Origin of the sequence: Streptomyces sp. NPDC015125, assembly GCF_043080045.1 — a bacterium.
In the GTDB taxonomy this organism is placed as follows: domain Bacteria; phylum Actinomycetota; class Actinomycetes; order Streptomycetales; family Streptomycetaceae; genus Streptomyces.
In genome coordinates this window covers 528,702-548,102 of sequence record NZ_JBIBVF010000002.1, presented here as the reverse complement: position 1 = coordinate 548,102, position 19,401 = coordinate 528,702, and the positions used below count along the sequence as shown (strand labels likewise).

Here is a 19,401-nt window from a genome sequence, read left to right as displayed (position 1 = left end):
AGCGACTATGGCAGCCGCGTACTTAGCCACCCGGCGAACTCATCGCGGGGGTTGGGGGTCCTGGTCTTGTTTGCGCCGGACGCCTGAGTGCGATCCGGTGCGGGACGCCGCGGGCCCTCCGGGGGCTGGGGTTTCGCCCAGTGCGGCTTGCGCTCCAGCAGCGCCTGGAGGTCGGCCTCGATGGCCTCCTCGTTGATGTCGCCATCGCCGTCGAGATACGAGTCGAGATCTAGCTCACCGAACGCGTCCGCAGGATCAGCGAACGCAGGACGCTCGCCGGCCGCGGCGCCAGCCAGAGCCTGCACGCGGGCCTTCACCAGACGCTGGCGTGTCTTGGTGATCTGCTCTTTGGCGCGCTCCAGCTGGTCGTTGAGACGTTCGGACTCCGACTTCTCGGCGTCCTTGATGCGCTGCAACTCGGCAGCCTTCGGCTCCAGTTCCTTCAGGCGCTGCCGGAGGCCCTTCGCCTCCTGGTTCGCCTTCCGGATCTTTGCTTCGGCCTGCTTCCGGTCGAACGGCTTCTCCTCGGCCTCAGTCTCCGCCTCCTGGGCGTCGTCCGTGGACTCGGTGCTGCCGCTCCCCTCGGTCGCCGTCTCCTCGGCGGTCTCCTCGGTACCGGTCTCGGCCTGCTGCTCGGTGCTCTCGGTCTCTTCGGGCATGACGAATCGGCCCTCCAGGGGCTGTGGAAATGAGAAAGGCCGCCACCAGGGCGACCGTTGAATCAGTGCGTACTGGGCAGCGGATGCTGATCGTGCTCGGCTAGCGCGCGCCGGAACAGGCGAAGCTGATCGCCCGGATGGCCAGCGGCGTACTCCCGGTAGATGCGGTCCCACTCCGCCGCGTGCGGCGACAGTTCGAACCGCTGGCCCCGGAAGACAGGGATAATCGTGCAGTGGCAGTCGTTGTGGAACTTCACCACGCTGGCATCGCCGGTAAAGCGTTCGTTGGCCTCGCGACCAGCAGACTCGGCGGTCTTGAAAACCATCCCGCGGGCCGCCATGAGCTTGCAGAAGGAGCAGCCACCAAGGGCTGCCGCCCGCGCATACCCCACCGCGCCGCGATCCTGCTGCACCGCCTGACGCAGCGTCTGTCGCCCCTGGCCGGTCACCAGCCGTTGCACAGCCTGCTCGGCCTTCACCTGAGCTACGGCCAGTCGATCCTCGATCGGCCGGCGCTGAACTTCCGTGGCCACATCCGCGTCCCGCGGCCACAAGTCCTTCGTCGCCCACCGCAGGCTGTTGTCGACCTGCTCGTCTGGAGGCGGGTCCGCGAGCGGCACCGTGAAGCTGCCGGGAACGCCTGCCCCCTCGCGCTGAGCATCGTAAAAGTCTGCTGCAGCGGAAGCGGCGGTCTGACCGTACTGATCGACCAGCACCCGCACCGCATCGATCCAGGACGGCACACTGCTCTTCAGCCGAGAAGCCACGATCAGCCGCCGCAGCTTCTTCATGTCCCTGAGCAGCAGACGCGTCAGGCCCCGCTGGATAGCCCGCTGCCGCGACGCCGCCGGGTTGTCATCCGAGAGCGTCGCCACCGTCGGCTCCCAGCGTCACGCCTTCCGGTGTTGGAGTTGCCGGCCCCGGCTCCGACCCGAGTGCAGCGAGGCGATCCAGCACCGCCGAGCTGGTCTGCCGGCCCGCGCTCCTGCGCCGATCCGCAGCCACACGCTGCCTCTGCCCCTCCGTCAAGCCGGCCATCTCCAGGGCCACGTCGGAGTCCGCGGGCAGGATCTTCGCATTCACCAGCTTCACCACAGCATCCGTCTGGGCCGCGATCGTCGGCGTGGCAGGGTTGCGCCACACGCACTCGATCCGCCGCCCCTTGTCCGGCGGCTCCCCGTCCCGCACCCACAGGGCGAGGCGCATGGCCTGCTGCCAGGCGGCACCGAACCGGCGGGATCGCCGCTCGGCACGCTTGACGAGCTTCGCCTCGGTGGACCGAATCGCGTCCGCCGAGGCCGGGTTGTCCGTCGTGTAGCCGAGCATGTGCGGCGGCAGCCCGAACTGGCTGGCCATGATCCGCGCATACAGGTCGATGATCTTCGTCTGGCCCGAGGGGTCATGGGCAGAAAACTGCCCGACCTGCGGGATGTTGCCATCCTCGTCTCGTTCCAATGCCAAGATGTGGCCGATGTACGTCTCCCAGGCCGACTTTGGATTCCCTTCGGCATCCTGGAAGGCGGACTCGCTCGCCCCGAGGATGTACCGCTGCGGCGCGCCAAAGAACTCGGCGGCCACCTCAATCCCCATAAGCCTTCGGCACGCCGCATCCGTGATGGACATGACGTCCGGCGTGATCTCGCTCTTGCCGACCCTGTCAGAAGTCCGCTGACGGTTCGCCATCCGGACCACCGGCACAACACCCAGCTGATGGATATCCCGATCGACAACCTCCCAGCCGCCCGACGCAGTCGGCACCGCATGGATCGTCTGATCCGGCAGGTACAACACCAGCATCCGGTCATCGCCACCGGCGTCATACAGGTCGCCGGCCGCGCACTCGCGCAGAGCCGCCGTCCCCATCCGCAGACGCGCATCCCACATCAGCGTCATATCCAGCGGGGACTCGATACTGATCAGCGGCGGGCAGTCGTCCGTGCCGCAATCCCCCGAGCCCACCGCCAGATACTCGCGGCCATACGTCAGCGCGTCCAGGTGGGCGAGGCTCGACTCGTCGAGAAGATCGTTCGCATCCACGATCTCCTGCAGATCGCTGGAGTCCGAGCCGTCAGCCCACCGCAGCGCCTCCAGATCGAGACGCTCCTCCAGCGACTCCACCCCGATCCGCGGCCAACCGATGACCGTGTGCAGCCCCTTCAGCTGCGGCGGGATCGAGATACCCAGATCGCGCACCAGCTGCTCGCCGTTGAAGTACGCGTCGCGCAACTGGAGCCGCCACCGGTCCGACAGCATGTCCTGCCGCAGCACCTGGATCAGGGTCAACTCGTCGTCTGAGAGGTTCAACAGAGGCAGCTCGGGGATGGAGAGGGTCATCGCAGCACCACCACCCGTCCCTTACCGCGCGCGGTCGTGCGCTTCTGGTTCTTCGGGCTGTTCAGCACGGTCCGCCTCAACATCCGGGCGCCGATCATGCAGATTGCTAGGTCGATCTTCCGGGCGCTCTCGCGGTGCTCTTTGCCGATCGTGACCCCCCAGGCGTTCGTCCGCCGACGGGCGTTGATCACGTGGGTGCGCATCACCTTGTGGCCGTCGTGCACGAGCTGCCGCTGGAGAATGTCCTCACGGGTGCGCTTCACCGCCTCCGTGAACGTCTCCTGATTGCGCCGGTCGCGCATGTCCCAGCGGACCGCGTGCGCCTTCGGACCGGACGTCACAGCCCTCAGCAGCAGCTTCTTGCCGTAGGCCTGACCCCAACGGTCCAGGAAGGCATCCCAGTACATCTCGCCGTCCTCATCCTGCCCGGAACCCGGGTCAGCGAAGAACGCCAGCACCTTGAAGCGGGTGAAAGCATTCGCGACAACGCCGTCGACGTCGTCACGCGGAACCGACCAGGGCACGTAGCCAGGAGTCTCCAGCGACGGCCAGTTCGGCGGCCTCTGCCACACGCCCAGCGTCGCCACCAGACCGTCCGACATGCGGCAGGCCGCCAGGCCCGTCGCGTCGTCGCTCTTGGAGCCGTCGAAGAACATGACGACCTCGTCGCCGTCCTCAATCTGCAAGTCCTCGCGCTTGCAGGCGTCCCACTCGTAGCGGGCCATCCATGCGTCCTCGGCCGCGGCGATCTGGTTGAACCAGAAACGCCGGCTGCGCGAGGGAGGGTTGCGGACGTCGAGGATCGACTTGATCAAGCGCGGGATATTCAGCCAGACCGAGTCTCCGCGGACTGCGAGGAGCACTTTCTCCAGCCACGGCCTGGTGAGCTTCGCCTCAGGGGGAGCCTCAAGCGAGTCGTACAGGATGCCCGTGTCCTCGGCGCGGCCTGCTTCTGCGGCCTCGTAGGCGTCGCGAGTCTGCTCGGCGACCGAGTCCTCGCCAGGCTCGAACGCATTGGTAATCGCGAAGGTACGCGCGGCCCCGTCCGCCGACTTGGTGGCGTTTCGCTCGATCGTCGCGGCCATCTCGTGGCCCTGGTTCGATTCGATCCAGTGGTGCGTCTCGTTGAGAAGCGTGAACGTCGTCCGGCCACCCTCAAGGGCACGCGGCGACGAGGTCACTGCCTCGATCCGGGCCAGCCCCTTGTGGGCGTAGATGATCTCTTTACCGATGTCGATGCTGTACTCGGCCAGCGCCTCCTTGGTGAAGAGCGACCCAAAGATGATCATCGTGTTGCGAGTCTGGTCCTTCGACACTGCCGCAACCTGCACCCATGCCTCCGGGTGAGGCTCTCCCTTGGGCTGCCCCTCGGGAACACCATCAGGATCGTCAAAGTCGGCGATCGTCCCCGACCAGCGAGCGGGACCCACGAACTCGGTCGCGCATAGAGTCCCGCCAAATGGGTCCTTGCCTTCAACCCCAGCCCTTCAAGCGCTGGAGGACGGCATCGCGATAGGCGAACTGGCCTGTCTCGCGATCGATGGCGAACCACCACAGGACCAATCGGGCCTGCTCGGGTGTGTATCGCCAGCGATTTCCGTTGGGGTGCTGAAGGTAGGTCGCCGTCCATGCCAGGACGTGCCAGCCGAGCGTGAACTCGGGGAGGATGAATCGTCCATCCTCCCCACGCTCCCAGGTAGGGCCAATCGTGACCGGCTCAACTACATCCGGAACCTGTTCCGCGTCTTCCAGGTGAGGGGATGACATGGGCATCACCCCCTCTCGGGCCACTCAGGTGTAGCGGCGGAGGATCTCGTTGGCCCACTCGATCAGATCCTCAGGGCGCTGCCCCTTGGGCTGGTGGACCACCCACAGTTCCAGGTTCTCCGGACGGTTGTCGCCACGGTTTCCGTTGATGTGATGCACGTTCTCGCCCGGCAGAAGCAGCCGCTTCAGTTCGCGCTCCATGACGAGACGGTGTTCAGGAACTCGTCCCTGATGAGCGCGCGGGTGCTCGGGCTGCCACACCCAGACGTATCCATCGCCGCGCAAGATCGGCTGATACTTGGGTCGCGTCGCGCCGACATGCGGATCACCGTGCTTCTGCCACCGCGCATGGTGAAGAGTGCAGTAACCGTTCGCGACAGCCGGCCGAGAGCAGTCCGTCAAACCGCACGTCCGATATCGATTGCCGTTCCGAGGACTCACCGACCCCAGTTCGCCAGTCTTCGACCAACGCTGGTAGTGCATAGAGCACCAACCTCGGGCCACGGGGCCCCGCGAACAGCCATCAACAGAACACTCAACTCCCTGACGCGGCCTCGGTGTCTTCACCTCGACCAAGGGGTCGCCATGCCTGTGCCACCTCTTGTAATGCTTGCGGCACCAGCTCCGCGCGAAGACACCGCCCTCGCAGTCGGAAATTGAGCAGGTACGATCGGCCACGTCGACTCCAACCAGTCGGCCACGCCCCGGGAGTGTTAGCGCACTCGCCGGGGTCTCTCGTGACCAATTTACCTGGTCAACTCCCCAGTGAAGCTCGGTAGTCAGCGATGGCCGTGACGCCAGCCGGCGCCTGCTTACCAGCCGGCTTCCGCTCCAGCTCCATACGGGCCCGTCGGCGGTCGCCCTCAGTCGTGAGGAGCGACGACATCACCGAGTTGAGGGCCGCCACCAGCTGGCCGTTCGGGCCGCGCTCCGACATCAGCACCTTCGACATCAGGTCCGCGGCATACCGAGCGACCGCCCAGTCCGACGGCTGATAGAACGCCGCCTGACCCGACTCCCTCAGCGACAAGTACCAGTCAGCGGCGATCGGATGCCACAACGGATCGGCGTCCGGCAGGTCCGGCAGATCGACCGGTGCCCCTGACGGAGCCTTCGTGACCGCGTTCTGTTCTTCCTTCGAGCGATGGCCCATGCGCTCCTCGGAGCGCTTACCGATAGGTCCACGAGCGCCCATGACGACCTCCAGGGTCAGAGCACGCCACCGGGGCGCACAGAGGGCTGGAACAACGACGCCCCGCCAGGGACGCCGCCGGGGCGTCAGAGCGAGGCGATCAAACCGGCCGCATCAGGCAGCTCGGCAAGACTGAGTGGCGTACCCGGAACCCGGTCGCCCACGATCATGTAGCGGCGGTCCGAGTACACCTCGAACGCCAACTCCCCCCGGCGGATACGCCGGCCGTGCGCGACCGCGCCGCGGAACCAAAGGTGCAGGCCGGTACCGGACCGGCCACGCTCCATGTACGTCGCTGGCAGCTGGTCCACGATGGCCTGCGCCCACGGCAGCACCCGGCCGGCGTCGACCGCACGGTCCAGGTCGACGACCACGATGCCGTCGCCAGCCGTCAGGACGAAGCCGATGCCGTCGCCAGTCTTCGATGAGGCGGCAGCCGTGAAGTCCGACCAGGACGACGGGTCCGTCACCGAGGCGAAGCGGCCGTCAGTACGCAGCGGCACCTTGGCCTTGTGGCGCACCCAACGCGGGCGCGACGTCAACTCGGCCGGGATGCGGGCCTGCTGCTCGGCAGCGAGGGCCTCGTCACGAGCGCGCTTGCGGGCCCGAGCTGCAAGGACGCGATGCGAGTTGGAGCAGTAGCGGCGGTCCGACCGGTGCATCACCGGCAGGCCTCCTCCGCAGTGCTCGCATCGCTGAAGCGTCCCTGGCATGCGCCCAGGATACCGGCCAATGTTAACGGCTACAGCGAGCTGACCTGCATGGTTACCAACCCGGTACATCCGGCCCCGGGAGGGGGTCGGCGAGGGGCCTGACATCGCCCCAGGTCAGGGCCTTGGAAACCCGGGGGCGATGTCAGGTGCTATACGGCCCGATGGGCTGGAGAGGCCGGGAGGGGGGCATGGCCCCGGGGTGCAGTGGCTCGGTCGATCGCCACGCCAAGGCCAGTCGGGTGCCGGCTTGGCGGTCGCGTCTGCGGCGGAGTCGCTCGGCGCTTGACGGACGTTCGGCTCGACCTTGATCGACTTCGTTCGTTCGTTCGATCGTTCGCTTGACCATTCGATGCGATTCGAGCGACTTCACATGCATTGATCCACATGCTCGTTGCGTGTGCATGCCTCGCAGGCACTGCCTCACCCATGCCCATGCCATGCCCGGCCGGCACCCACCAGGTAGGGGGCGGCAGGTGGGGCATGCACTGCCCCTACCAAAGGTGGGTGGCGGCATCGAGGGTATGTCTGCCGGCGCGAGGACTGCGGCGCCGAATGGTAGGTCAGGCAGCCGACGCGGGAGCGGAGCAGCCTGCATCCGCTAGTCGACGTTCACGTAGTTGTCGATACAGAACCCAGTCCGCTTCGCGTACCCGGTCCCGCTTGCTGCTGTTGCATGCGGAGTGAGCGGCGGCAAGGTTCTCCCACACGTGGCCGGGCGAGCCGGGTGTGGCGATCGGGATGACGTGGTCGATCGTGGGCTTGCCAGTGATGGGCATCCCACACAGGTGGCAGAGCATTCCGTCGCGCTTGAAGATCTCCGCCCGCGAGATGCGCTCCATCGGCAGACCGCGTCGCCGCATGCGCCGCACATCTTGGTTGTGCATGACCTGGCAGCTCGTGGTACAGAACCGCTTGGAGACCCGCTCACTGTCGTCGATCTGCGTTCCGCAGCGCTCGCAGGTACGACCGAAGCGTTCCAGGAAGCGGTCAGGTGCCGCGTAGTACCGGTTTCCGCAAACCGTCGAACAGTACTTCTTCCCTACCCGCGGCAACGGGATCGGCCCGCTGCACGCGACGCACCTTGCGTACTTCTTGGGTCTGGCCAGGGTGCCACGCTGTTCGCGACGCTTCTGGTAGTAGGGCTCCCGGCTGCATTCGACGGAGCAGTACTTGACTCCTGCTCTGCTCCCTTCGGCGGGCGCTCCACAGGTGACACACGGGACGACCGTAACCCTGCGCTCGCCCGGGTGGTGCCTCGCCCACATCCTGCACGCGATCGAGCAGGTGACCTGTCGCGCGTCAGTGGCTGTGAAGTCGACCCCGCAGGCGATGCACGTCCTGAGTATCTTCATGGCAAGCTGCCGAGCCCGCGCGGCGAGCCCGCTGCAGCGAAGCGTGCAGTACTTCTCTCGGCCTGTCTTCGCCGTGAAGATCGATCCACAGTGTGGGCATGTTGCAGTTCGCGCCCGATTCGCCTTGTGCTGCTTCTCTTGACCCTTGTAGCAGGCGGGGCAGTAGCGGGCGTTGCCGTGGCGGTGAGAGATGTCCATGCCGCAACCCCGGCAGGATCGTGCAGCGGCTGCGTCGACACCCAGGCTGCGCGCCTTGCGCAGGCGCGCAGCGCACTTGGGAGAGCACACGAAAGCATCGGATCGGACGCTGGTGAACGCGTTGCCGCAGGCAGAGCACGCTCGCGTATGGTTGGTCATGTCGGTCCTGTCGCTTCAGGGTCGGCCATAGCCCCGGGACTGTTAGCGCAGTCGCCGGGGTTCTTCGAGCTATTGTCGCAGGTCAACTACCCACGTGTGTGGGCTTGTTGAGCTACCGCGCCCTTTGGATCCGCGGTTCGCCTTGCTGCCGGGCCAGACGCCGCCCGTGGCCTCGTGGAAGCGAAGTGCGCAGTAACCACGCGCCCGCGGCCCCATGAATCGTTGCACTCTGGTTAGGCAGCGGGTGAACGCGCCGGAGTGGAGGGCGTAGCCGATGCCGGCGGCTTTGCCGCGGCTGGTGGGCTTGTCGCTCCAGTAGCGTCGTCCTTCGCGGACGATGCGGCGGTTGCTCTTGCTCCCTCTGCTGGCCACGGTGGATCACTCCTGTGTGGGCTGGTCTTCGTCTGGGTCGATGCGGGTGATGGTGGCGCCCCTGTCGGCGGGGATGGCCATGCAGGGGCCGTGTTGGTCGGAGAGGATTGCCCAGCCGCGCTCGAAGGCGAGGGTGAGGTGGTCGTCCTGGACGAGGACGTCTTCGCCTTTCCCCTTGGGGTGGACGACCAGGTAGGTGGTCACGGGGCGCCCCCATTCGGTCAGAGCAAGCCGGGGTGACGTTCGGCCGGCCGCTTCCGCCCAGGCATCTTTCGCTTGGCGGCGTGGCCTTCGGCACTGCTTTTGTAGCGGTGACAGTGCGGGGGCACGCGGTCGTGGGCCCAGTCGAGGTTGTCGAGGCTGTGGTCGTCGCCGGGGGTCTTGTGGTCGAGGTAGTCGCCGCCGGGCTGTCCGCATAGGTGGCAGATGTGCTCGGGGTTGCGTGCGTGCGCGGCGGGCCGGAGTTCGCTGCGCCAGTTCGCCGGCAGTCTTCGCCATCGCGAGCTGCCTTGCCATCCGCCGCTCATCAGTCGTCTCCGACTGCCCGGTAGTGCCCTTCGGTGAGTTCGAGGGCGCTGTGCAACAGCCCCTTCTGGTTGATCCAGTCGGTGGTGTCGGTGGTGCCGATGGACATGGCGATGGATCCGTCGGCTTGCAGGACTTTGAGGAGGACGATGCAGTCGACGACCATGTCTTCGTCGTCGAGGTCGGCGGTGACGCCGAGGGCGTCGACGGCCTGTCCGATCTTCTGGTCAGTCATGGTTGAGGTCCGTCCTCTCCGCCCACTTGGCGAGGGCTTGTCGCATGGCGGCGTCGCTGTAGTCGGAGGAATCGCGCCATTCGACGGTGTGCCAGGCGTCGGCGAGTTCGCGAGCTCGGGCTTCGGCGAGGTCGAGGTGGATGAGGACGTAGCGGGTGAGCCGGGCTGCTCGGTATGCGCCGGGTACGCGCTCGTTGGCGAGTTGCTCGAGCCGGTCTCGCATGGCTTCGATGTCGCCTCGTCGGGTTTCTAGGTCGCCTGGTTGGTGTTCGGCGAGGTAGTTGTACGAGCCGCCGCTCACCGGAGGGTGCCCTTCAGTTCGGCTTGCGCCTTGGCGACCTCGGCCTGCACCTGCTCACGGAACTTCTCGAACTCGCCCTCGACGTGCACCTTGATGGGGTGGCCGTCGGGGTCGACCGGTATGTCGTTGGCGGGGATGCTGATGGTGTCTTCGAAGACGAGGACGTGGCGTGCGCCTATACCTTCGGCGATTCGGTTGCGGTCTAGGTCTTCGCGGAACGCGGCGCTGTTCTCGTCCTGTGGCGCTTGGTCGATGACGAGGATGAAGGGAGGCCGGTCGTCTCCGGCACCTTCGGGGAGTTCGAGGATCTGCAAGCGGGCCATCAGTCGGTCACCGCCTCATAGGTGGCGGCGAAGATGTCCGGCTTGCAGGGGTAGAACTCGCCCGCCACTCCTCGGATGACGTAGTCGCCGAGGTCGACCCAGTGCAGGCCCTCCAGAGTGGAAATGATCATTCGGCCATCGCGCGGGTCGATACTGACGCCACTCTCGGGGTAGGGCTTGCGCCCTTCGATGACATCCAAGGGCTCGAAGGAACCGCTGGTGTTGTTCTCCACCCACTGATAGACGGCGTGCGTCTCGGCGGTCGATCCGTCCAAGAGCATGGCTTCGATCTCTACGGGCTTCTTGCGATAGCGGGCCATGGGCGCGGGCTCCGGGTTCGTCAGGAGTTGAGTGCCCGCTCTATGCCCTCTTCGAGGGTGATGCGGGGCTGATACACGTCGAGCATCCGGCTGGGGTCGCAGATGCGGTGGTGGACGCCTTGGGGCGCGGCTGGCAGGTGCTTGAGCTGCGGCTTGTAGCCGGCGGCATGGGTGACGAGTTGGGCGAGCTCGTTGAACGAGGTTGCCCTGCCCCATCCGAGGTTGATCGGCCCAGTGATGCCCCATTCGACAGCTGCGAGCGTGGCGCTGACGAGGTCGTCGATGTGGATCCAGTCGCGGGTGCTGTCTCCGCTGCCCCAGATCTCGAAGGGGTCGTCGTGTCGTCGGGCCCGCTGGATGAAGGCGGGGAACGGGTAGCAGTCGGCCTGGTCTTCGCCATAGCCGGAGAACGGCCGGAGCACTGTCATCTGTACGCCTTCGGCGGCGGCGTATTGGCAGAGCTGTTCGCCGGCGAGTTTGGCGAGGCCGTATGTGGCGTCGGGCCTTCCGGGCTGCCCGTAGTCGATGTCTGTTTCGACGAGCCGGCAGATCTCGCCTGGCTGCTGGAGCGCGACCGGGTATGCCGCAGACGAGCTGAAGTACACGGCCCGCGGGGTGCCGGTGCGGACGAGCCACCGCATGTACCAGGCGTCCAACGCCAGGTTCGTGGCGACCCCGAGGGGACTGCCGTCGATGCTGGCCCGGCCGCCGACGATCGCGGCGCAGTGGATGGCGAGGTCGTATCGGGTGTCGTCCTCGCGGAAGAAGTCGAGGGCGTCACATTCGTAGACGCCTGGGGCGGGCACCAGGTCCATCGCCGTGACGTCGTCACCCCGGTTGTGCAGCGCCTGGTGCAGGTGACGGCCGACGAAGCCGGCTGCTCCGGTGAGGAGGACGTGCATGGTGCGCCTCCTCAGAGCCAGATCACGGCGGCTGCGTTGATAGCGAGGTGGATGGTGTTGTCAGCGATGATCATCAGCCAGACTGCCATCCAGGGCGGAGTGTCTTGCGGGTAGCCAGTGCCTGAGCACTCGGCCCAGCTGTGGCGGAACTCCTTCGGTGCCGCGAGGTTCTTCACCCACACGACGTGGCGGGCGAGTCGGTAACGGTCGATCACCGCGTGCGTGGCGACGATGACCGCGAGGGCCACAGACGACTGAGTGATGAGGAGGAAAGGCAGGCCGTAGGTTACGGCGTGCGCGATGGCTGGCCACCAGCGCTTCGTCTTCTCTGTCGCCATCCAGTGGGACTGGATGAGGTAGTCGCCGACGAGGTGGGCGAGGAGCAGCCCGAGTGCGGTCGTGCCGGTCATGCTGCCTCCTCGACAAGCTTCCGCAGTTTGGTCAGGTCGGCGTCGAGTCCACCGTTGTCGCGGTAGTTGTAGTAGGCGGCGGAGTCGGCGGACACCTGTTCCTGGCTGTTGCATTCCTCGTAGCCGGCGTCGACTTCCGCCTTGCCGTTGGCCGGGTGCAGGTGCTCGATGACCATGTCGTCGAGGTAGGTGATGCGGCCCATCCCGCGGCCCCAGTCGAGCCAGCACAGGTCGAGGCAGAGATGTACGAGTGCCGGGGGCGCCATGTAGCCAAGCGTCGCGACGATGTCGCTGGTCATTGCCACCGCTGTCGGCATTCGCTCGCCCATGAGGAGGTCGTTGCCGTAGACGATGCCGGGTCCGCCGCTGAGGCATTCGCGGATGCGGGCGTCCCAGGGCCTGGCGGCCGGCCGGGGCCGGTGGTCGTCGCCCATGAACGCGAGGAACCGGTAGGTCTTCGCGGCCTTGACGGCCTGCTGGTTGAGGGTGCCGCAGAGCCGGCGCCGCTTGCCGAACGTGAACCGGATCCGCTCGTCGCCCTTGAGCTCGGCGGCGTGCGCCTTGTAGGCGGCGAGTTCCGGGTCGTCGGTGTCGACGGCGAACAGCAGGTCGGCGGTGGCGCCGGTTTCGTCCCAGGCGTCGACGAGGGCGGGAACGGCCTGGGGTCGGCCGCGGGTGGGGATGATGACGAGCAGGTCGTCGGCCATGGCTACACCTCCGGCGCGGGGATGGCCTTGGCTTCGGCCTCGGTGTCGAACTTGGGGCGGAGGTCTTCCTCATCACCGGTCGGCTTGTCGCGCCACCACCAGATGTGCGGGTCGAGCAGGTCGACCTTGATCTCGTCTCGGTCCCAGTGGTCGTCTTCGTTGCGGTCGGTGCAGGAGACGTGCGGCGGGAACTCGGCGACGCCTACGGGCTTGAGCATCACGCAGCCCTGTGCGAGGACGCTGGTGCTGGTGATGACGGCGGGGACCCGCTGGTAGTAGACGCGGCGCCCCCTCAGCTGTTGGGCGGCGGGAGTCGCATCGTTCCAGTCGATGGCTTCGTGGCCGAGGAGCCGTTCCGTGATGCGGCGGATCTCCAACAGCTGATCGAGCGGGTTGCCGCGGATGAAGCCTTCCCAGACTTGCTGCCGGGCGAGGGCGAGTGTCCAGGTTCCTTCGGCGCGGATTTCGTCGCGGCCCTTCCAGGCGTTGGCCTCGCGTCGGTTCTCGGTGTGGAGTTCGATGTCGACTTGCACGTGGTGGCCGCGGAAGTGGGACCAGTGGGTGCCGGTGCCGGATACGTCGGCCCAGCGCCAGGTGTCTTCGCGGTTCAGCTCGTCGGCGTGGCCGATGGTCTCGCGTGCAAGGACGGGCTGGCCATCACGCGGTGGCGCTATCTCGACGAGGCGGGTTCGCCCGGTGAGGTACAGGCCGTCGGGCACGTAGTTGTCGGTGCGGTCTCTCGGGTCCATGGCGCGGGCTCCGGGTGTGGGTTATCGGCCTCGTTGGATGCTGATGGTGGGCGTGCCGCTGGAAATCACCTTGACGACGCTGTTGCCGGCGGTCGGCACGTCGACGCTGACCGCACCGATCGCAGCGGGCATTACGCGGGCGTTGGCGCCGCCGACGGTGGGGGTGCGGCCGTCGACGGTGAAGTAGAGGGCTGCTGCGCCGTCGAGGGAGACGATGGTGACCTCGTCGAGGTCTTCGCCGAACGTCGTCGTCTCGACGGTGCCAGCAACGAGGGTGATTGCGTGGGCTGCGAGGTCGCCTTTGGCGACGGTGTGCGTGGCCATGGCGTCTCCTAGGCGGGCATAAGGGCGGTGATGGCCGCGGTGATTCGGCGGGCGAGCCCGGCATGGCCGGTGTCGGTGGGGTGAACGCCGTCGGAGCTGATCCACGTGTCCGCATTGCCACTGCCCGTGGTCGAGCCCACTTTGCCGGTGCCGGTGATCCAGGCGCCTTGGGTGGTCACGAGTGCGCCGGTGGGGTCGTAGACCCCGCCGTTGAGGGGGCTGATGAAGGGAATGCTTGCGGCAGCAGCGGCCGTCTTCAGGGTGTTGTTGGTGTTCGTGATGCTCGCGGCTGGACTGCCCGTGGGTGACCAGCAGCCGATGACGTACATCTGGCACGCGGGCAGGGCCGCTTTGAGGGCGGCGTACAGCGTTGCGGCTGCCGCCCCGATGGCGCTCTGCGAGCCACCGTTGTCGTTGTAGCCGCCCCAGATGACGAGCCGGTCGGGGGCATAGGGGATCACGTCGAGGGCGATCCGGTCCTGGAAGACTGCGTAGGAGCCAACTGTGATGTAGCCGGTGCCTCCGCGCCCTTGCTCCCACGCGTCGGTGCAGCCGAAGAGTCGGGCCGCTCGGGCGAACCAGGTGCCAGCACCAGCGCCCGTGTTGCCAGCGGCGCCGTCCGAGATGCTGTCGCCGAGGACGACGAGTCGGCCGCCTCGCAGGGGTACCTGCCACATCGTTGCCGTCGGCGGTAGGTAGATGCCACCGAAGGGGAACGTCGTGAAATCCAATCGGATTCGGCGCGGGGCGGAGCTGCCGAGGTCGATGCTTATGAGGTGCCCGGAGCCGGCGGTGGTGCCGCCGCTGCTTTGCATGAGGTCGGTGACCTTGCGGCCGTCGATCGACAGTCGGAACATCGTCGCCGAGGAGATGTACTTCATGCGGACCTGCAGGATCTGCGCGTCGGTGCCGAACTCGACGCTCCAGATGCCCTGCCCGCTGCTGTAGCTGTTGGGGTACTTCGATCGCGGCAAGACGTAGTTCGTGTCCGGGCTGCTCGCACCGATAGCGAAGTCGCTGGCGCCCGCGTACTGGTAGGGCCCGGTGACGTCGGTGCCGGCCAGGGTGACGCCGGCCGGGGCGTACTTGATGTATCCCGTTGTTGGCGTCGTGGTCTGCGCGGTGGAGATGGTGGGGGCGGTCCCGGCGTAGAGGGCGTCCGCGGTGACGGGGTCGGGGAGTTCGCGGCGGCGCCAGGGGACGGTTGCCGGTTTGGTCATGGCGAAGGTGTAGCTGGGCACGTCGCCTCCTCGCGCTGGTGCTGCTGGTTGGCGACGGTGGTTTTGGGTCCGCCCGGCTGTGACGAGGCAGTCGGGCGGACCGGGGGCCGAGCGCTGGGCGCTTCTAGGCCCTGCCTGCCCCCACTTGGCAGGCGTTGGTCCTCGCGGGCGGGAGCGGGCCGCCACAGCCGCTCGACCGGGCCCGCGAGGGCTTAGGCGGCATTGGCCGCAGGGATGGAGGTGATGCGCGGTACGGATCCGCGTTCGATGATGCGGCCGTTCTCGTCGCGCTTCGCTGCGGGGAGTTCCCACACGTCGTAGCGGATGCCGTTGCGTCGTTGGCTGTGGTCTTCGTGTCGGGTGATGCGGCCTTCGATGCCCCAGCGGCGGATTGTTGAGGCGGGGCGCCCGGTCCAGTAGGCGGCGAGGTCTTCGGTGACGAGGTGGAGTTCGGGCATGTTCACCTCCGGCATGCGAAAGGGGTCACCCTGTGGTGGGTGACCCCTTCGACGCAGCTAGATCGATCGAATCAGACGATAAGCTCATTTTGGTTCTACGGTCAAGTACTTGTTCGCTGCGGCGTTCAGACCGCCCATTCCTCGACCTTGTAGTCGCGGTGCTCGCCGAAGGGCTTGGCGAGGAGGCGCAGCGTGGTGCAATCCCCACCGGGCACCCATTGGCACGCGTTGATTTCACGGCTGATCGCGTCGTAACTGGAGCATTCGTGCGGCCCTGCGTGCAGGTCGACGATGGCGAGCTTGGCGTCGAGGTCGGCGAGGACGTCCGGGTCGGGGGCGGGTTCCTGGAATTGGTCGAGCTGCTCGGGGTCGTTGATTTCGTGTTCGCAGGGCTCGAACTTCGCGAGTCTGCTGGGATCGCCGACGTAGACGGACATCCCCCATGTGGGCTTCTGGCAGACGGGGCAGGGGGCGTCGGCCTGGTAGGCGTCGCGGGAGATCCGTCCTTGGGCTTCGAGCTGTTCGGTGTAGCGGGCGCGGAGGAATTCGGCGAGGTCGCTCACGCTGCTGCTCCTTGCTGGGGGGCTGCTTCTTGTGCTCGACGGAGGTCGCGCCATGCGGCCATGTCGGGCCACTCGGTGCCGCAGTTGCCGCATTGGATGCGGGGTGATCCGGCGCTGGCGGTGAGCTGGTTGCCGCAGACGATGCCGGTCTCGGCGGTGACGGTGGGGCATAGCCCGATGTTGACGCGGCCGGGGCGTCGTTCGCCGGTGAGAGCGGCGGTGCATTCGGCGTGGAGGCGGCGGATGTCATCGATGTCTTGACCTATGGAGTCGTAGGCATCGGCAGCCCAAGGCAGGTTGTTGATCAGGAACTTGATGTGCTCGGGCACGGCCTCGGCGGGCGATCCGCGCCACGGGGCGACCGTCCAGCCAAGGGCCGCGCGCCAGGCGTCTTCGATGTCGCGCAACCGGGTAGCCACTCCCCCGGCGGCGACGAGGGACAGCACTTCGAGGCGCGGCGGGATCGGCGGCGTCCTGGATCCGGAGGTAGCGGCGCCGACCTTGCGTGCGCCACGCATCAGGGAGGCCGTGGTGTTGAGCTGCCGGAAGAGCCCGGGGAGTTCGGTGAGCCGCTTGGCGGTCTTCTCCTCGCAGGGCCGGCAGGCGCGCCGGCCGGTCTCGCTCACCCAGAGTTCGTGTCCGCAGGCCACGCACGCGGGCCAGGAGTAGTCGGCGGTGGTGTCGTTCATGGCGGGCTCCTCGTGGCAGCGCGTGGGTCTGAGGGGCTAGGCGTTACACACAGTGTGCATTGGGGTCCCGACATTCCCGGGCGCGCGAGGGGTGTCGACCTGTCGGCATGTCGCGAAATGCCCGCAACTGGGGTCGTTGGTGGTCACAATGGGCGTATGGCGTCTGTCTTTACGGTGCTGGCGGACTCGGAGTCTGCTGCTGTTGCCGAGTTGCAGCGGATGTGCCGCGCGTTGGGTTTGGAGCCAATCGGCCGGCCGTCCGCGGTTTTGGGACGGGGGCGGTGGCTGGCTCGGGCGGAGGCGCGGCCCGAGCCTCGGCGGGAGCAGCAGTCAGCTTGAACGACATTCTGGCCCCGCCGCGTTGGGTGCGGCGGGGCCAGTGTTATGCGCGGGCGGTGCGCTGGTCAGGTCTTGGTGAGGTGTCGCGCATAGTCAGCGGGGGTGACGCCGAATACGGCGGCGAGTTCCATCGCCACGTTAGCGGCGGACACGTCGTCGGGGCTGGTCCGGCCAGTCTCCATCTGCTCGAAGATGGTGCGGAGGCGGCGGGCGGCGTCGGCTGCGGCGGATTCCTTGAGAGTCATGCGGGGTTCCTATCGCTGGCTGGTGTGGCGGTCTTCGTGGGCGCGGTCCCGGTCTGGGGTGTCAGCGCCATTCCCAGGGCTGACGTGCGTTGGCGGCCCGGCCGGCGGCGTCGGCGAGGTCTCGGGCTGTCTTGGCGAATTCCGCCGGCATGAGGCGGTGCGTGGCGGCTGCGGTGAGGACGGTAGCCATGCGGCCGGCGTCCCGTGGGAAAACGCTGAATGGGTCTCCGGTCCGCATGCCGAAGGCTGGCTTGAGTACGCGCCATTCGCGCGATGACAACACGTGGGCCAGGTGTTCGCGGAGACTGCCCATGTGCGAGTACGAGGCGAGGACTTCGTTGTTGCGGTCGGTTCCGTGGGAAATGTTCCAGGCCATGGCGGGTTCCCTTCGGTCGAGGTGGTGCGGGGCCCGGTTTGTCTGTCGTCTCGGCCGGGCCCCGGCGTGCGTTTGGGTGGGTGGTCAGTCGCGGATGTCGCTGAGGAGGCCGAGCTTGTTGACGTCGGCCTGGGCGTTACAGGAGTCGCACTTGTGGGTACGGTCGCCGTGCTTGTCGGGGTCGGAGGCGCTCATCTTCTGGTCGCAGCAGAAGAGGGTGGCGTCGGTGCCGACTTCGTCGCCGGGGCTGACCTCGAAGTCGTAGTGGGTGGCGATGGACATGTCGGGCTCCTTCAGTTGGTGTCGGGGTTGGTCTAGCTGCCGGTCGGTCGCGGCGTGTGGTCGTCCTCGCAGTCGGCGGCCCAGCTCTGGTGGGTCCAGCAGGTGTCGCGGTCGTCGGCGTGCATGCCGGCGTCTTCGCGCTGGTTGTCGCGTTCGATAGCGGCGGCGAGCTTCTTGTCCATCTGGGGCCTCTTGTTGTCTGCGGTGTGCGGGGCTGGTGGGTTAGCAGTCGGGGCAGGTGTTGTCGCCGGTGCATTGGTCGGCGTGGCGGCAGCCTTCGTTGCAGTAGGGGTGGCCGCCGGGGGCGCCGCAGAGGATGCATTCGTCGTCCATCGGGGCTGCTCCTTCGGTTGGTGTGGGGCCCGGCCTGTCGGCTCGACCGGGCCCCGGCTGGTGGGTGGTCAGTAGATGCGGGCGAGGAGGGCGTTGGAGCGGCGTGCGTCGGGGATCTGCGCGGCATGCACGAGGTCCTCGGCATCGCACGCCTGGGCGCGGAGGCGGATGGCCAGGTCGAAGTTGTCGCCCTTCTCGGCCTTCTCGACGAGCGGCCACAGTCGAGCTGCGATGGCCTTCTGCTCGATGGCGATCTCGGCGCGCTCCTGGTCGGTGAAGTCCACGGCGGTGTCTCCTATGCGGGTGCGGGATGGTGGGTCCGGCCTGTCGGTTCGGCCGGTCCTTTCAGTGGTTGGGGAGTTGCCGCGCGAGGTTTTCGAGGTTGGCGGCCTGCTGCTCGCGGATGTCGATGAGCCGCTCGTATTCGCGCTGGTCTGTCTTGCTGTGCGGGGTGATGCCGTACTGCTGGCGGAGGTAGGCGATGTGCCGGTCGCGGGCGCCGTGCGGGGTGAGGGCGGTGGAGGCGGCGGCGGTTCGGCCTCGCCAGTGCTCGATGGTCCGGCCGATGTACCGGCGCTGTGTGGGCTTGCCTGCGACGGAGTGGTCGGCGAGCTGCGTGGATGCGGCTACGCCTTTGCCGTCGGTGATGATGATGTCGACGGCGGGGAGTCGCCCGCCGAGGTGTCGTGCGGCGAGCCGTCCGGCGTGGTCGCCGATCTCACGGATGCGGTCCTCGATGCGGCGGGCGTTCCGGCTGTGACGGTCGATGGTGATGTTCACGTTGCCCTTCCAATTGGGTATCCGATGGCTTTGATGGATCACGGACGACGATGGAAGTTGTCACCAGCCGGGGACGGAGCGCAGTTGTCGGAAGGACATCTGGCCCTTCTTGGCGAGCTCCGGGGCGGCGTAATCGATCACCGTCCAGTGCCGTTCCAGGTGTCGACGCGCCTTGAAGATTGCGTCCTCTGTCTCGCGGCGGCTGGGTTTCAGGTTGTCCGCGGCGGAGTAGTCGCTCCTCGCGTTGCCCTGGGCCAGTTCCTTTCGGCGGGGGTCCCATAGCCCATTCCGCTTGAGGTAGATCTCGTTGGCGATGAATCCGCCATGGAGAGACACCAGTTGGGGGATGCGTTCCTTCTTTCCCCACCAGCTGGGGTAGGCGCTGCCGCGGGTACGTGAATGGCCGCCATCAAGGCGCACTGTGACCTTGCGGTAGTCATAGCCTTCGCTAATGCCGGCCACGGCGTGTCCAAGCTCGTGTATGGCGACGTATAGCCGGTACTGGTCGCGGGTGAAGCCGTAGCTCTCGGCGGCGATGCGCTCGCTCATTTTGATCTCCAATTGGGTGGGTGGT

Annotated in this window: 31 protein-coding genes; all 31 read right to left on the bottom strand. The window is 67.0% G+C overall.

Annotation, left to right across the window (positions count from 1 at the left end; translation table 11 throughout):
- Window positions 1–5 precede the first annotated feature (5 nt).
- The 31 genes from ACF088_RS07830 to ACF088_RS07680 all read right to left on the bottom strand — a co-directional run bounded on the left by ACF088_RS07830 (window position 6) and on the right by ACF088_RS07680 (window position 19,376).
- A complete protein-coding gene (locus tag ACF088_RS07830; RefSeq protein ID WP_392374517.1) occupies window positions 6–659 on the bottom strand; it encodes a hypothetical protein in 654 nt (217 codons plus the stop codon).
- A gap of 62 nt (window positions 660–721) precedes the next feature.
- On the bottom strand, window positions 722–1,534 hold the full coding sequence (locus ACF088_RS07825; RefSeq protein ID WP_392374516.1) for a hypothetical protein: 813 nt from the start codon (window positions 1,532–1,534) through the stop codon (window positions 722–724).
- Complete coding sequence (locus ACF088_RS07820) at window positions 1,515–2,993, bottom strand: phage portal protein (RefSeq protein ID WP_392374515.1); 1,479 nt, start codon at window positions 2,991–2,993, stop codon at window positions 1,515–1,517. The genes ACF088_RS07825 and ACF088_RS07820 overlap by 20 nt, the downstream gene beginning before the upstream one ends.
- Window positions 2,990–4,309, bottom strand: a complete 1,320-nt coding sequence (locus ACF088_RS07815) for a terminase TerL endonuclease subunit (protein ID WP_392374514.1) — start codon at window positions 4,307–4,309, stop codon at window positions 2,990–2,992. Before ACF088_RS07815 ends, ACF088_RS07820 begins: the two co-directional genes overlap by 4 nt.
- A 157-nt stretch (window positions 4,310–4,466) precedes the next feature.
- The gene (locus tag ACF088_RS07810) at window positions 4,467–4,760 is read right to left on the bottom strand and encodes a hypothetical protein (RefSeq protein ID WP_392374513.1); all 294 of its coding nucleotides are present in this window, start codon (window positions 4,758–4,760) and stop codon (window positions 4,467–4,469) included.
- A gap of 24 nt (window positions 4,761–4,784) precedes the next feature.
- Window positions 4,785–4,961 (bottom strand): HNH endonuclease, encoded by a 177-nt coding sequence (locus ACF088_RS07805; RefSeq protein WP_392374512.1) that lies wholly within the window; start codon window positions 4,959–4,961, stop codon window positions 4,785–4,787.
- A 553-nt stretch (window positions 4,962–5,514) separates the two neighbouring features.
- Window positions 5,515–5,913, bottom strand: coding sequence for a hypothetical protein (locus ACF088_RS07800; RefSeq protein WP_392374511.1), 399 nt, complete (start codon window positions 5,911–5,913; stop codon window positions 5,515–5,517).
- Between the two features lie 125 nt (window positions 5,914–6,038).
- Window positions 6,039–6,614 (bottom strand): bifunctional DNA primase/polymerase, encoded by a 576-nt coding sequence (locus ACF088_RS07795; RefSeq protein ID WP_392374510.1) that lies wholly within the window; start codon window positions 6,612–6,614, stop codon window positions 6,039–6,041.
- A gap of 611 nt (window positions 6,615–7,225) precedes the next feature.
- Entirely contained in the window at window positions 7,226–7,549 is a 324-nt protein-coding gene (locus ACF088_RS07790) for an HNH endonuclease (protein ID WP_392374509.1), read from the bottom strand.
- Window positions 7,550–8,752: 1,203 nt separating this feature from the next.
- Window positions 8,753–8,950 carry a hypothetical protein gene (locus ACF088_RS07785; RefSeq protein WP_392374508.1) on the bottom strand — a complete coding sequence of 66 codons (198 nt, stop codon included), beginning with the start codon at window positions 8,948–8,950 and terminating at the stop codon, window positions 8,753–8,755.
- Between the two features lie 17 nt (window positions 8,951–8,967).
- Entirely contained in the window at window positions 8,968–9,273 is a 306-nt protein-coding gene (locus tag ACF088_RS07780) for an HNH endonuclease (protein WP_392374507.1), read from the bottom strand.
- Entirely contained in the window at window positions 9,273–9,506 is a 234-nt protein-coding gene (locus tag ACF088_RS07775; protein WP_392374506.1) for a hypothetical protein, read from the bottom strand. The genes ACF088_RS07780 and ACF088_RS07775 overlap by 1 nt, the downstream gene beginning before the upstream one ends.
- A complete protein-coding gene (locus tag ACF088_RS07770) occupies window positions 9,499–9,729 on the bottom strand; it encodes a hypothetical protein (protein ID WP_392374505.1) in 231 nt (76 codons plus the stop codon). Before ACF088_RS07770 ends, ACF088_RS07775 begins: the two co-directional genes overlap by 8 nt.
- A gap of 74 nt (window positions 9,730–9,803) precedes the next feature.
- Window positions 9,804–10,130: a hypothetical protein gene (locus ACF088_RS07765; RefSeq protein WP_392374504.1), complete on the bottom strand. Its 327-nt coding sequence runs from the start codon at window positions 10,128–10,130 to the stop codon at window positions 9,804–9,806.
- Window positions 10,130–10,450 (bottom strand): hypothetical protein, encoded by a 321-nt coding sequence (locus ACF088_RS07760; RefSeq protein ID WP_392374503.1) that lies wholly within the window; start codon window positions 10,448–10,450, stop codon window positions 10,130–10,132. The genes ACF088_RS07765 and ACF088_RS07760 overlap by 1 nt, the downstream gene beginning before the upstream one ends.
- A gap of 20 nt (window positions 10,451–10,470) precedes the next feature.
- The gene (locus ACF088_RS07755) at window positions 10,471–11,352 is read right to left on the bottom strand and encodes an NAD-dependent epimerase/dehydratase family protein (protein ID WP_392374502.1); all 882 of its coding nucleotides are present in this window, start codon (window positions 11,350–11,352) and stop codon (window positions 10,471–10,473) included.
- 11 nt (window positions 11,353–11,363) lie between these two features.
- Window positions 11,364–11,762 carry a DUF3307 domain-containing protein gene (locus tag ACF088_RS07750; protein WP_392374501.1) on the bottom strand — a complete coding sequence of 133 codons (399 nt, stop codon included), beginning with the start codon at window positions 11,760–11,762 and terminating at the stop codon, window positions 11,364–11,366.
- Window positions 11,759–12,469, bottom strand: coding sequence for a glycosyltransferase family 2 protein (locus ACF088_RS07745; RefSeq protein ID WP_392374500.1), 711 nt, complete (start codon window positions 12,467–12,469; stop codon window positions 11,759–11,761). The genes ACF088_RS07750 and ACF088_RS07745 overlap by 4 nt, the downstream gene beginning before the upstream one ends.
- Window positions 12,470–12,471: 2 nt before the next feature.
- Window positions 12,472–13,218 carry a hypothetical protein gene (locus ACF088_RS07740; RefSeq protein WP_392374499.1) on the bottom strand — a complete coding sequence of 249 codons (747 nt, stop codon included), beginning with the start codon at window positions 13,216–13,218 and terminating at the stop codon, window positions 12,472–12,474.
- Between the two features lie 21 nt (window positions 13,219–13,239).
- A complete protein-coding gene (locus tag ACF088_RS07735; protein WP_392374498.1) occupies window positions 13,240–13,542 on the bottom strand; it encodes a hypothetical protein in 303 nt (100 codons plus the stop codon).
- Window positions 13,543–13,550: 8 nt separating this feature from the next.
- The gene (locus ACF088_RS07730) at window positions 13,551–14,783 is read right to left on the bottom strand and encodes an SGNH/GDSL hydrolase family protein (protein WP_392374497.1); all 1,233 of its coding nucleotides are present in this window, start codon (window positions 14,781–14,783) and stop codon (window positions 13,551–13,553) included.
- Between the two features lie 191 nt (window positions 14,784–14,974).
- Window positions 14,975–15,235 (bottom strand): DNA-binding protein, encoded by a 261-nt coding sequence (locus tag ACF088_RS07725; RefSeq protein WP_392374496.1) that lies wholly within the window; start codon window positions 15,233–15,235, stop codon window positions 14,975–14,977.
- A 110-nt stretch (window positions 15,236–15,345) separates the two neighbouring features.
- Complete coding sequence (locus tag ACF088_RS07720) at window positions 15,346–15,783, bottom strand: DUF6221 family protein (RefSeq protein WP_392374495.1); 438 nt, start codon at window positions 15,781–15,783, stop codon at window positions 15,346–15,348.
- On the bottom strand, window positions 15,780–16,472 hold the full coding sequence (locus tag ACF088_RS07715; RefSeq protein ID WP_392374494.1) for a hypothetical protein: 693 nt from the start codon (window positions 16,470–16,472) through the stop codon (window positions 15,780–15,782). Before ACF088_RS07715 ends, ACF088_RS07720 begins: the two co-directional genes overlap by 4 nt.
- A 404-nt stretch (window positions 16,473–16,876) precedes the next feature.
- Entirely contained in the window at window positions 16,877–17,056 is a 180-nt protein-coding gene (locus tag ACF088_RS07710) for a hypothetical protein (RefSeq protein ID WP_392374493.1), read from the bottom strand.
- Between the two features lie 61 nt (window positions 17,057–17,117).
- The gene (locus ACF088_RS07705; RefSeq protein WP_392374492.1) at window positions 17,118–17,432 is read right to left on the bottom strand and encodes a hypothetical protein; all 315 of its coding nucleotides are present in this window, start codon (window positions 17,430–17,432) and stop codon (window positions 17,118–17,120) included.
- An 84-nt stretch (window positions 17,433–17,516) separates the two neighbouring features.
- On the bottom strand, window positions 17,517–17,714 hold the full coding sequence (locus tag ACF088_RS07700; RefSeq protein WP_392374491.1) for a hypothetical protein: 198 nt from the start codon (window positions 17,712–17,714) through the stop codon (window positions 17,517–17,519).
- A gap of 32 nt (window positions 17,715–17,746) precedes the next feature.
- Window positions 17,747–17,896, bottom strand: a complete 150-nt coding sequence (locus ACF088_RS07695; RefSeq protein WP_392374490.1) for a hypothetical protein — start codon at window positions 17,894–17,896, stop codon at window positions 17,747–17,749.
- Window positions 17,897–18,115: 219 nt separating this feature from the next.
- Window positions 18,116–18,331, bottom strand: coding sequence for a hypothetical protein (locus ACF088_RS07690; protein WP_392374489.1), 216 nt, complete (start codon window positions 18,329–18,331; stop codon window positions 18,116–18,118).
- Window positions 18,332–18,392: 61 nt separating this feature from the next.
- Window positions 18,393–18,827, bottom strand: coding sequence for a hypothetical protein (locus ACF088_RS07685; RefSeq protein ID WP_392374488.1), 435 nt, complete (start codon window positions 18,825–18,827; stop codon window positions 18,393–18,395).
- Window positions 18,828–18,887: 60 nt separating this feature from the next.
- The gene (locus ACF088_RS07680) at window positions 18,888–19,376 is read right to left on the bottom strand and encodes a hypothetical protein (protein WP_392374487.1); all 489 of its coding nucleotides are present in this window, start codon (window positions 19,374–19,376) and stop codon (window positions 18,888–18,890) included.
- Between the last annotated feature and the right edge of the window lie 25 nt (window positions 19,377–19,401).

Coding starts and splice junctions, on each gene's coding strand:
- ACF088_RS07830 (WP_392374517.1), bottom strand. CDS start 659: ATGCCCGAAGAGACCGAGAGCACCGAGCAGCAGGCCGAGACCGGTACC.
- ACF088_RS07820 (WP_392374515.1), bottom strand. CDS start 2,993: ATGACCCTCTCCATCCCCGAGCTGCCTCTGTTGAACCTCTCAGACGAC.
- ACF088_RS07810 (WP_392374513.1), bottom strand. CDS start 4,760: ATGTCATCCCCTCACCTGGAAGACGCGGAACAGGTTCCGGATGTAGTT.
- ACF088_RS07805 (WP_392374512.1), bottom strand. CDS start 4,961: ATGGAGCGCGAACTGAAGCGGCTGCTTCTGCCGGGCGAGAACGTGCAT.
- ACF088_RS07800 (WP_392374511.1), bottom strand. CDS start 5,913: ATGGGCCATCGCTCGAAGGAAGAACAGAACGCGGTCACGAAGGCTCCG.
- ACF088_RS07795 (WP_392374510.1), bottom strand. CDS start 6,614: ATGCACCGGTCGGACCGCCGCTACTGCTCCAACTCGCATCGCGTCCTT.
- ACF088_RS07790 (WP_392374509.1), bottom strand. CDS start 7,549: ATGCACAACCAAGATGTGCGGCGCATGCGGCGACGCGGTCTGCCGATG.
- ACF088_RS07780 (WP_392374507.1), bottom strand. CDS start 9,273: ATGAGCGGCGGATGGCAAGGCAGCTCGCGATGGCGAAGACTGCCGGCG.
- ACF088_RS07775 (WP_392374506.1), bottom strand. CDS start 9,506: ATGACTGACCAGAAGATCGGACAGGCCGTCGACGCCCTCGGCGTCACC.
- ACF088_RS07770 (WP_392374505.1), bottom strand. CDS start 9,729: ATGCGAGACCGGCTCGAGCAACTCGCCAACGAGCGCGTACCCGGCGCA.
- ACF088_RS07765 (WP_392374504.1), bottom strand. CDS start 10,130: ATGGCCCGCTTGCAGATCCTCGAACTCCCCGAAGGTGCCGGAGACGAC.
- ACF088_RS07760 (WP_392374503.1), bottom strand. CDS start 10,450: ATGGCCCGCTATCGCAAGAAGCCCGTAGAGATCGAAGCCATGCTCTTG.
- ACF088_RS07755 (WP_392374502.1), bottom strand. CDS start 11,352: ATGCACGTCCTCCTCACCGGAGCAGCCGGCTTCGTCGGCCGTCACCTG.
- ACF088_RS07750 (WP_392374501.1), bottom strand. CDS start 11,762: ATGACCGGCACGACCGCACTCGGGCTGCTCCTCGCCCACCTCGTCGGC.
- ACF088_RS07745 (WP_392374500.1), bottom strand. CDS start 12,469: ATGGCCGACGACCTGCTCGTCATCATCCCCACCCGCGGCCGACCCCAG.
- ACF088_RS07740 (WP_392374499.1), bottom strand. CDS start 13,218: ATGGACCCGAGAGACCGCACCGACAACTACGTGCCCGACGGCCTGTAC.
- ACF088_RS07735 (WP_392374498.1), bottom strand. CDS start 13,542: ATGGCCACGCACACCGTCGCCAAAGGCGACCTCGCAGCCCACGCAATC.
- ACF088_RS07725 (WP_392374496.1), bottom strand. CDS start 15,235: ATGCCGGAGGTGAACATGCCCGAACTCCACCTCGTCACCGAAGACCTC.
- ACF088_RS07715 (WP_392374494.1), bottom strand. CDS start 16,472: ATGAACGACACCACCGCCGACTACTCCTGGCCCGCGTGCGTGGCCTGC.
- ACF088_RS07710 (WP_392374493.1), bottom strand. CDS start 17,056: ATGACTCTCAAGGAATCCGCCGCAGCCGACGCCGCCCGCCGCCTCCGC.
- ACF088_RS07705 (WP_392374492.1), bottom strand. CDS start 17,432: ATGGCCTGGAACATTTCCCACGGAACCGACCGCAACAACGAAGTCCTC.
- ACF088_RS07700 (WP_392374491.1), bottom strand. CDS start 17,714: ATGTCCATCGCCACCCACTACGACTTCGAGGTCAGCCCCGGCGACGAA.
- ACF088_RS07695 (WP_392374490.1), bottom strand. CDS start 17,896: ATGGACAAGAAGCTCGCCGCCGCTATCGAACGCGACAACCAGCGCGAA.
- ACF088_RS07680 (WP_392374487.1), bottom strand. CDS start 19,376: ATGAGCGAGCGCATCGCCGCCGAGAGCTACGGCTTCACCCGCGACCAG.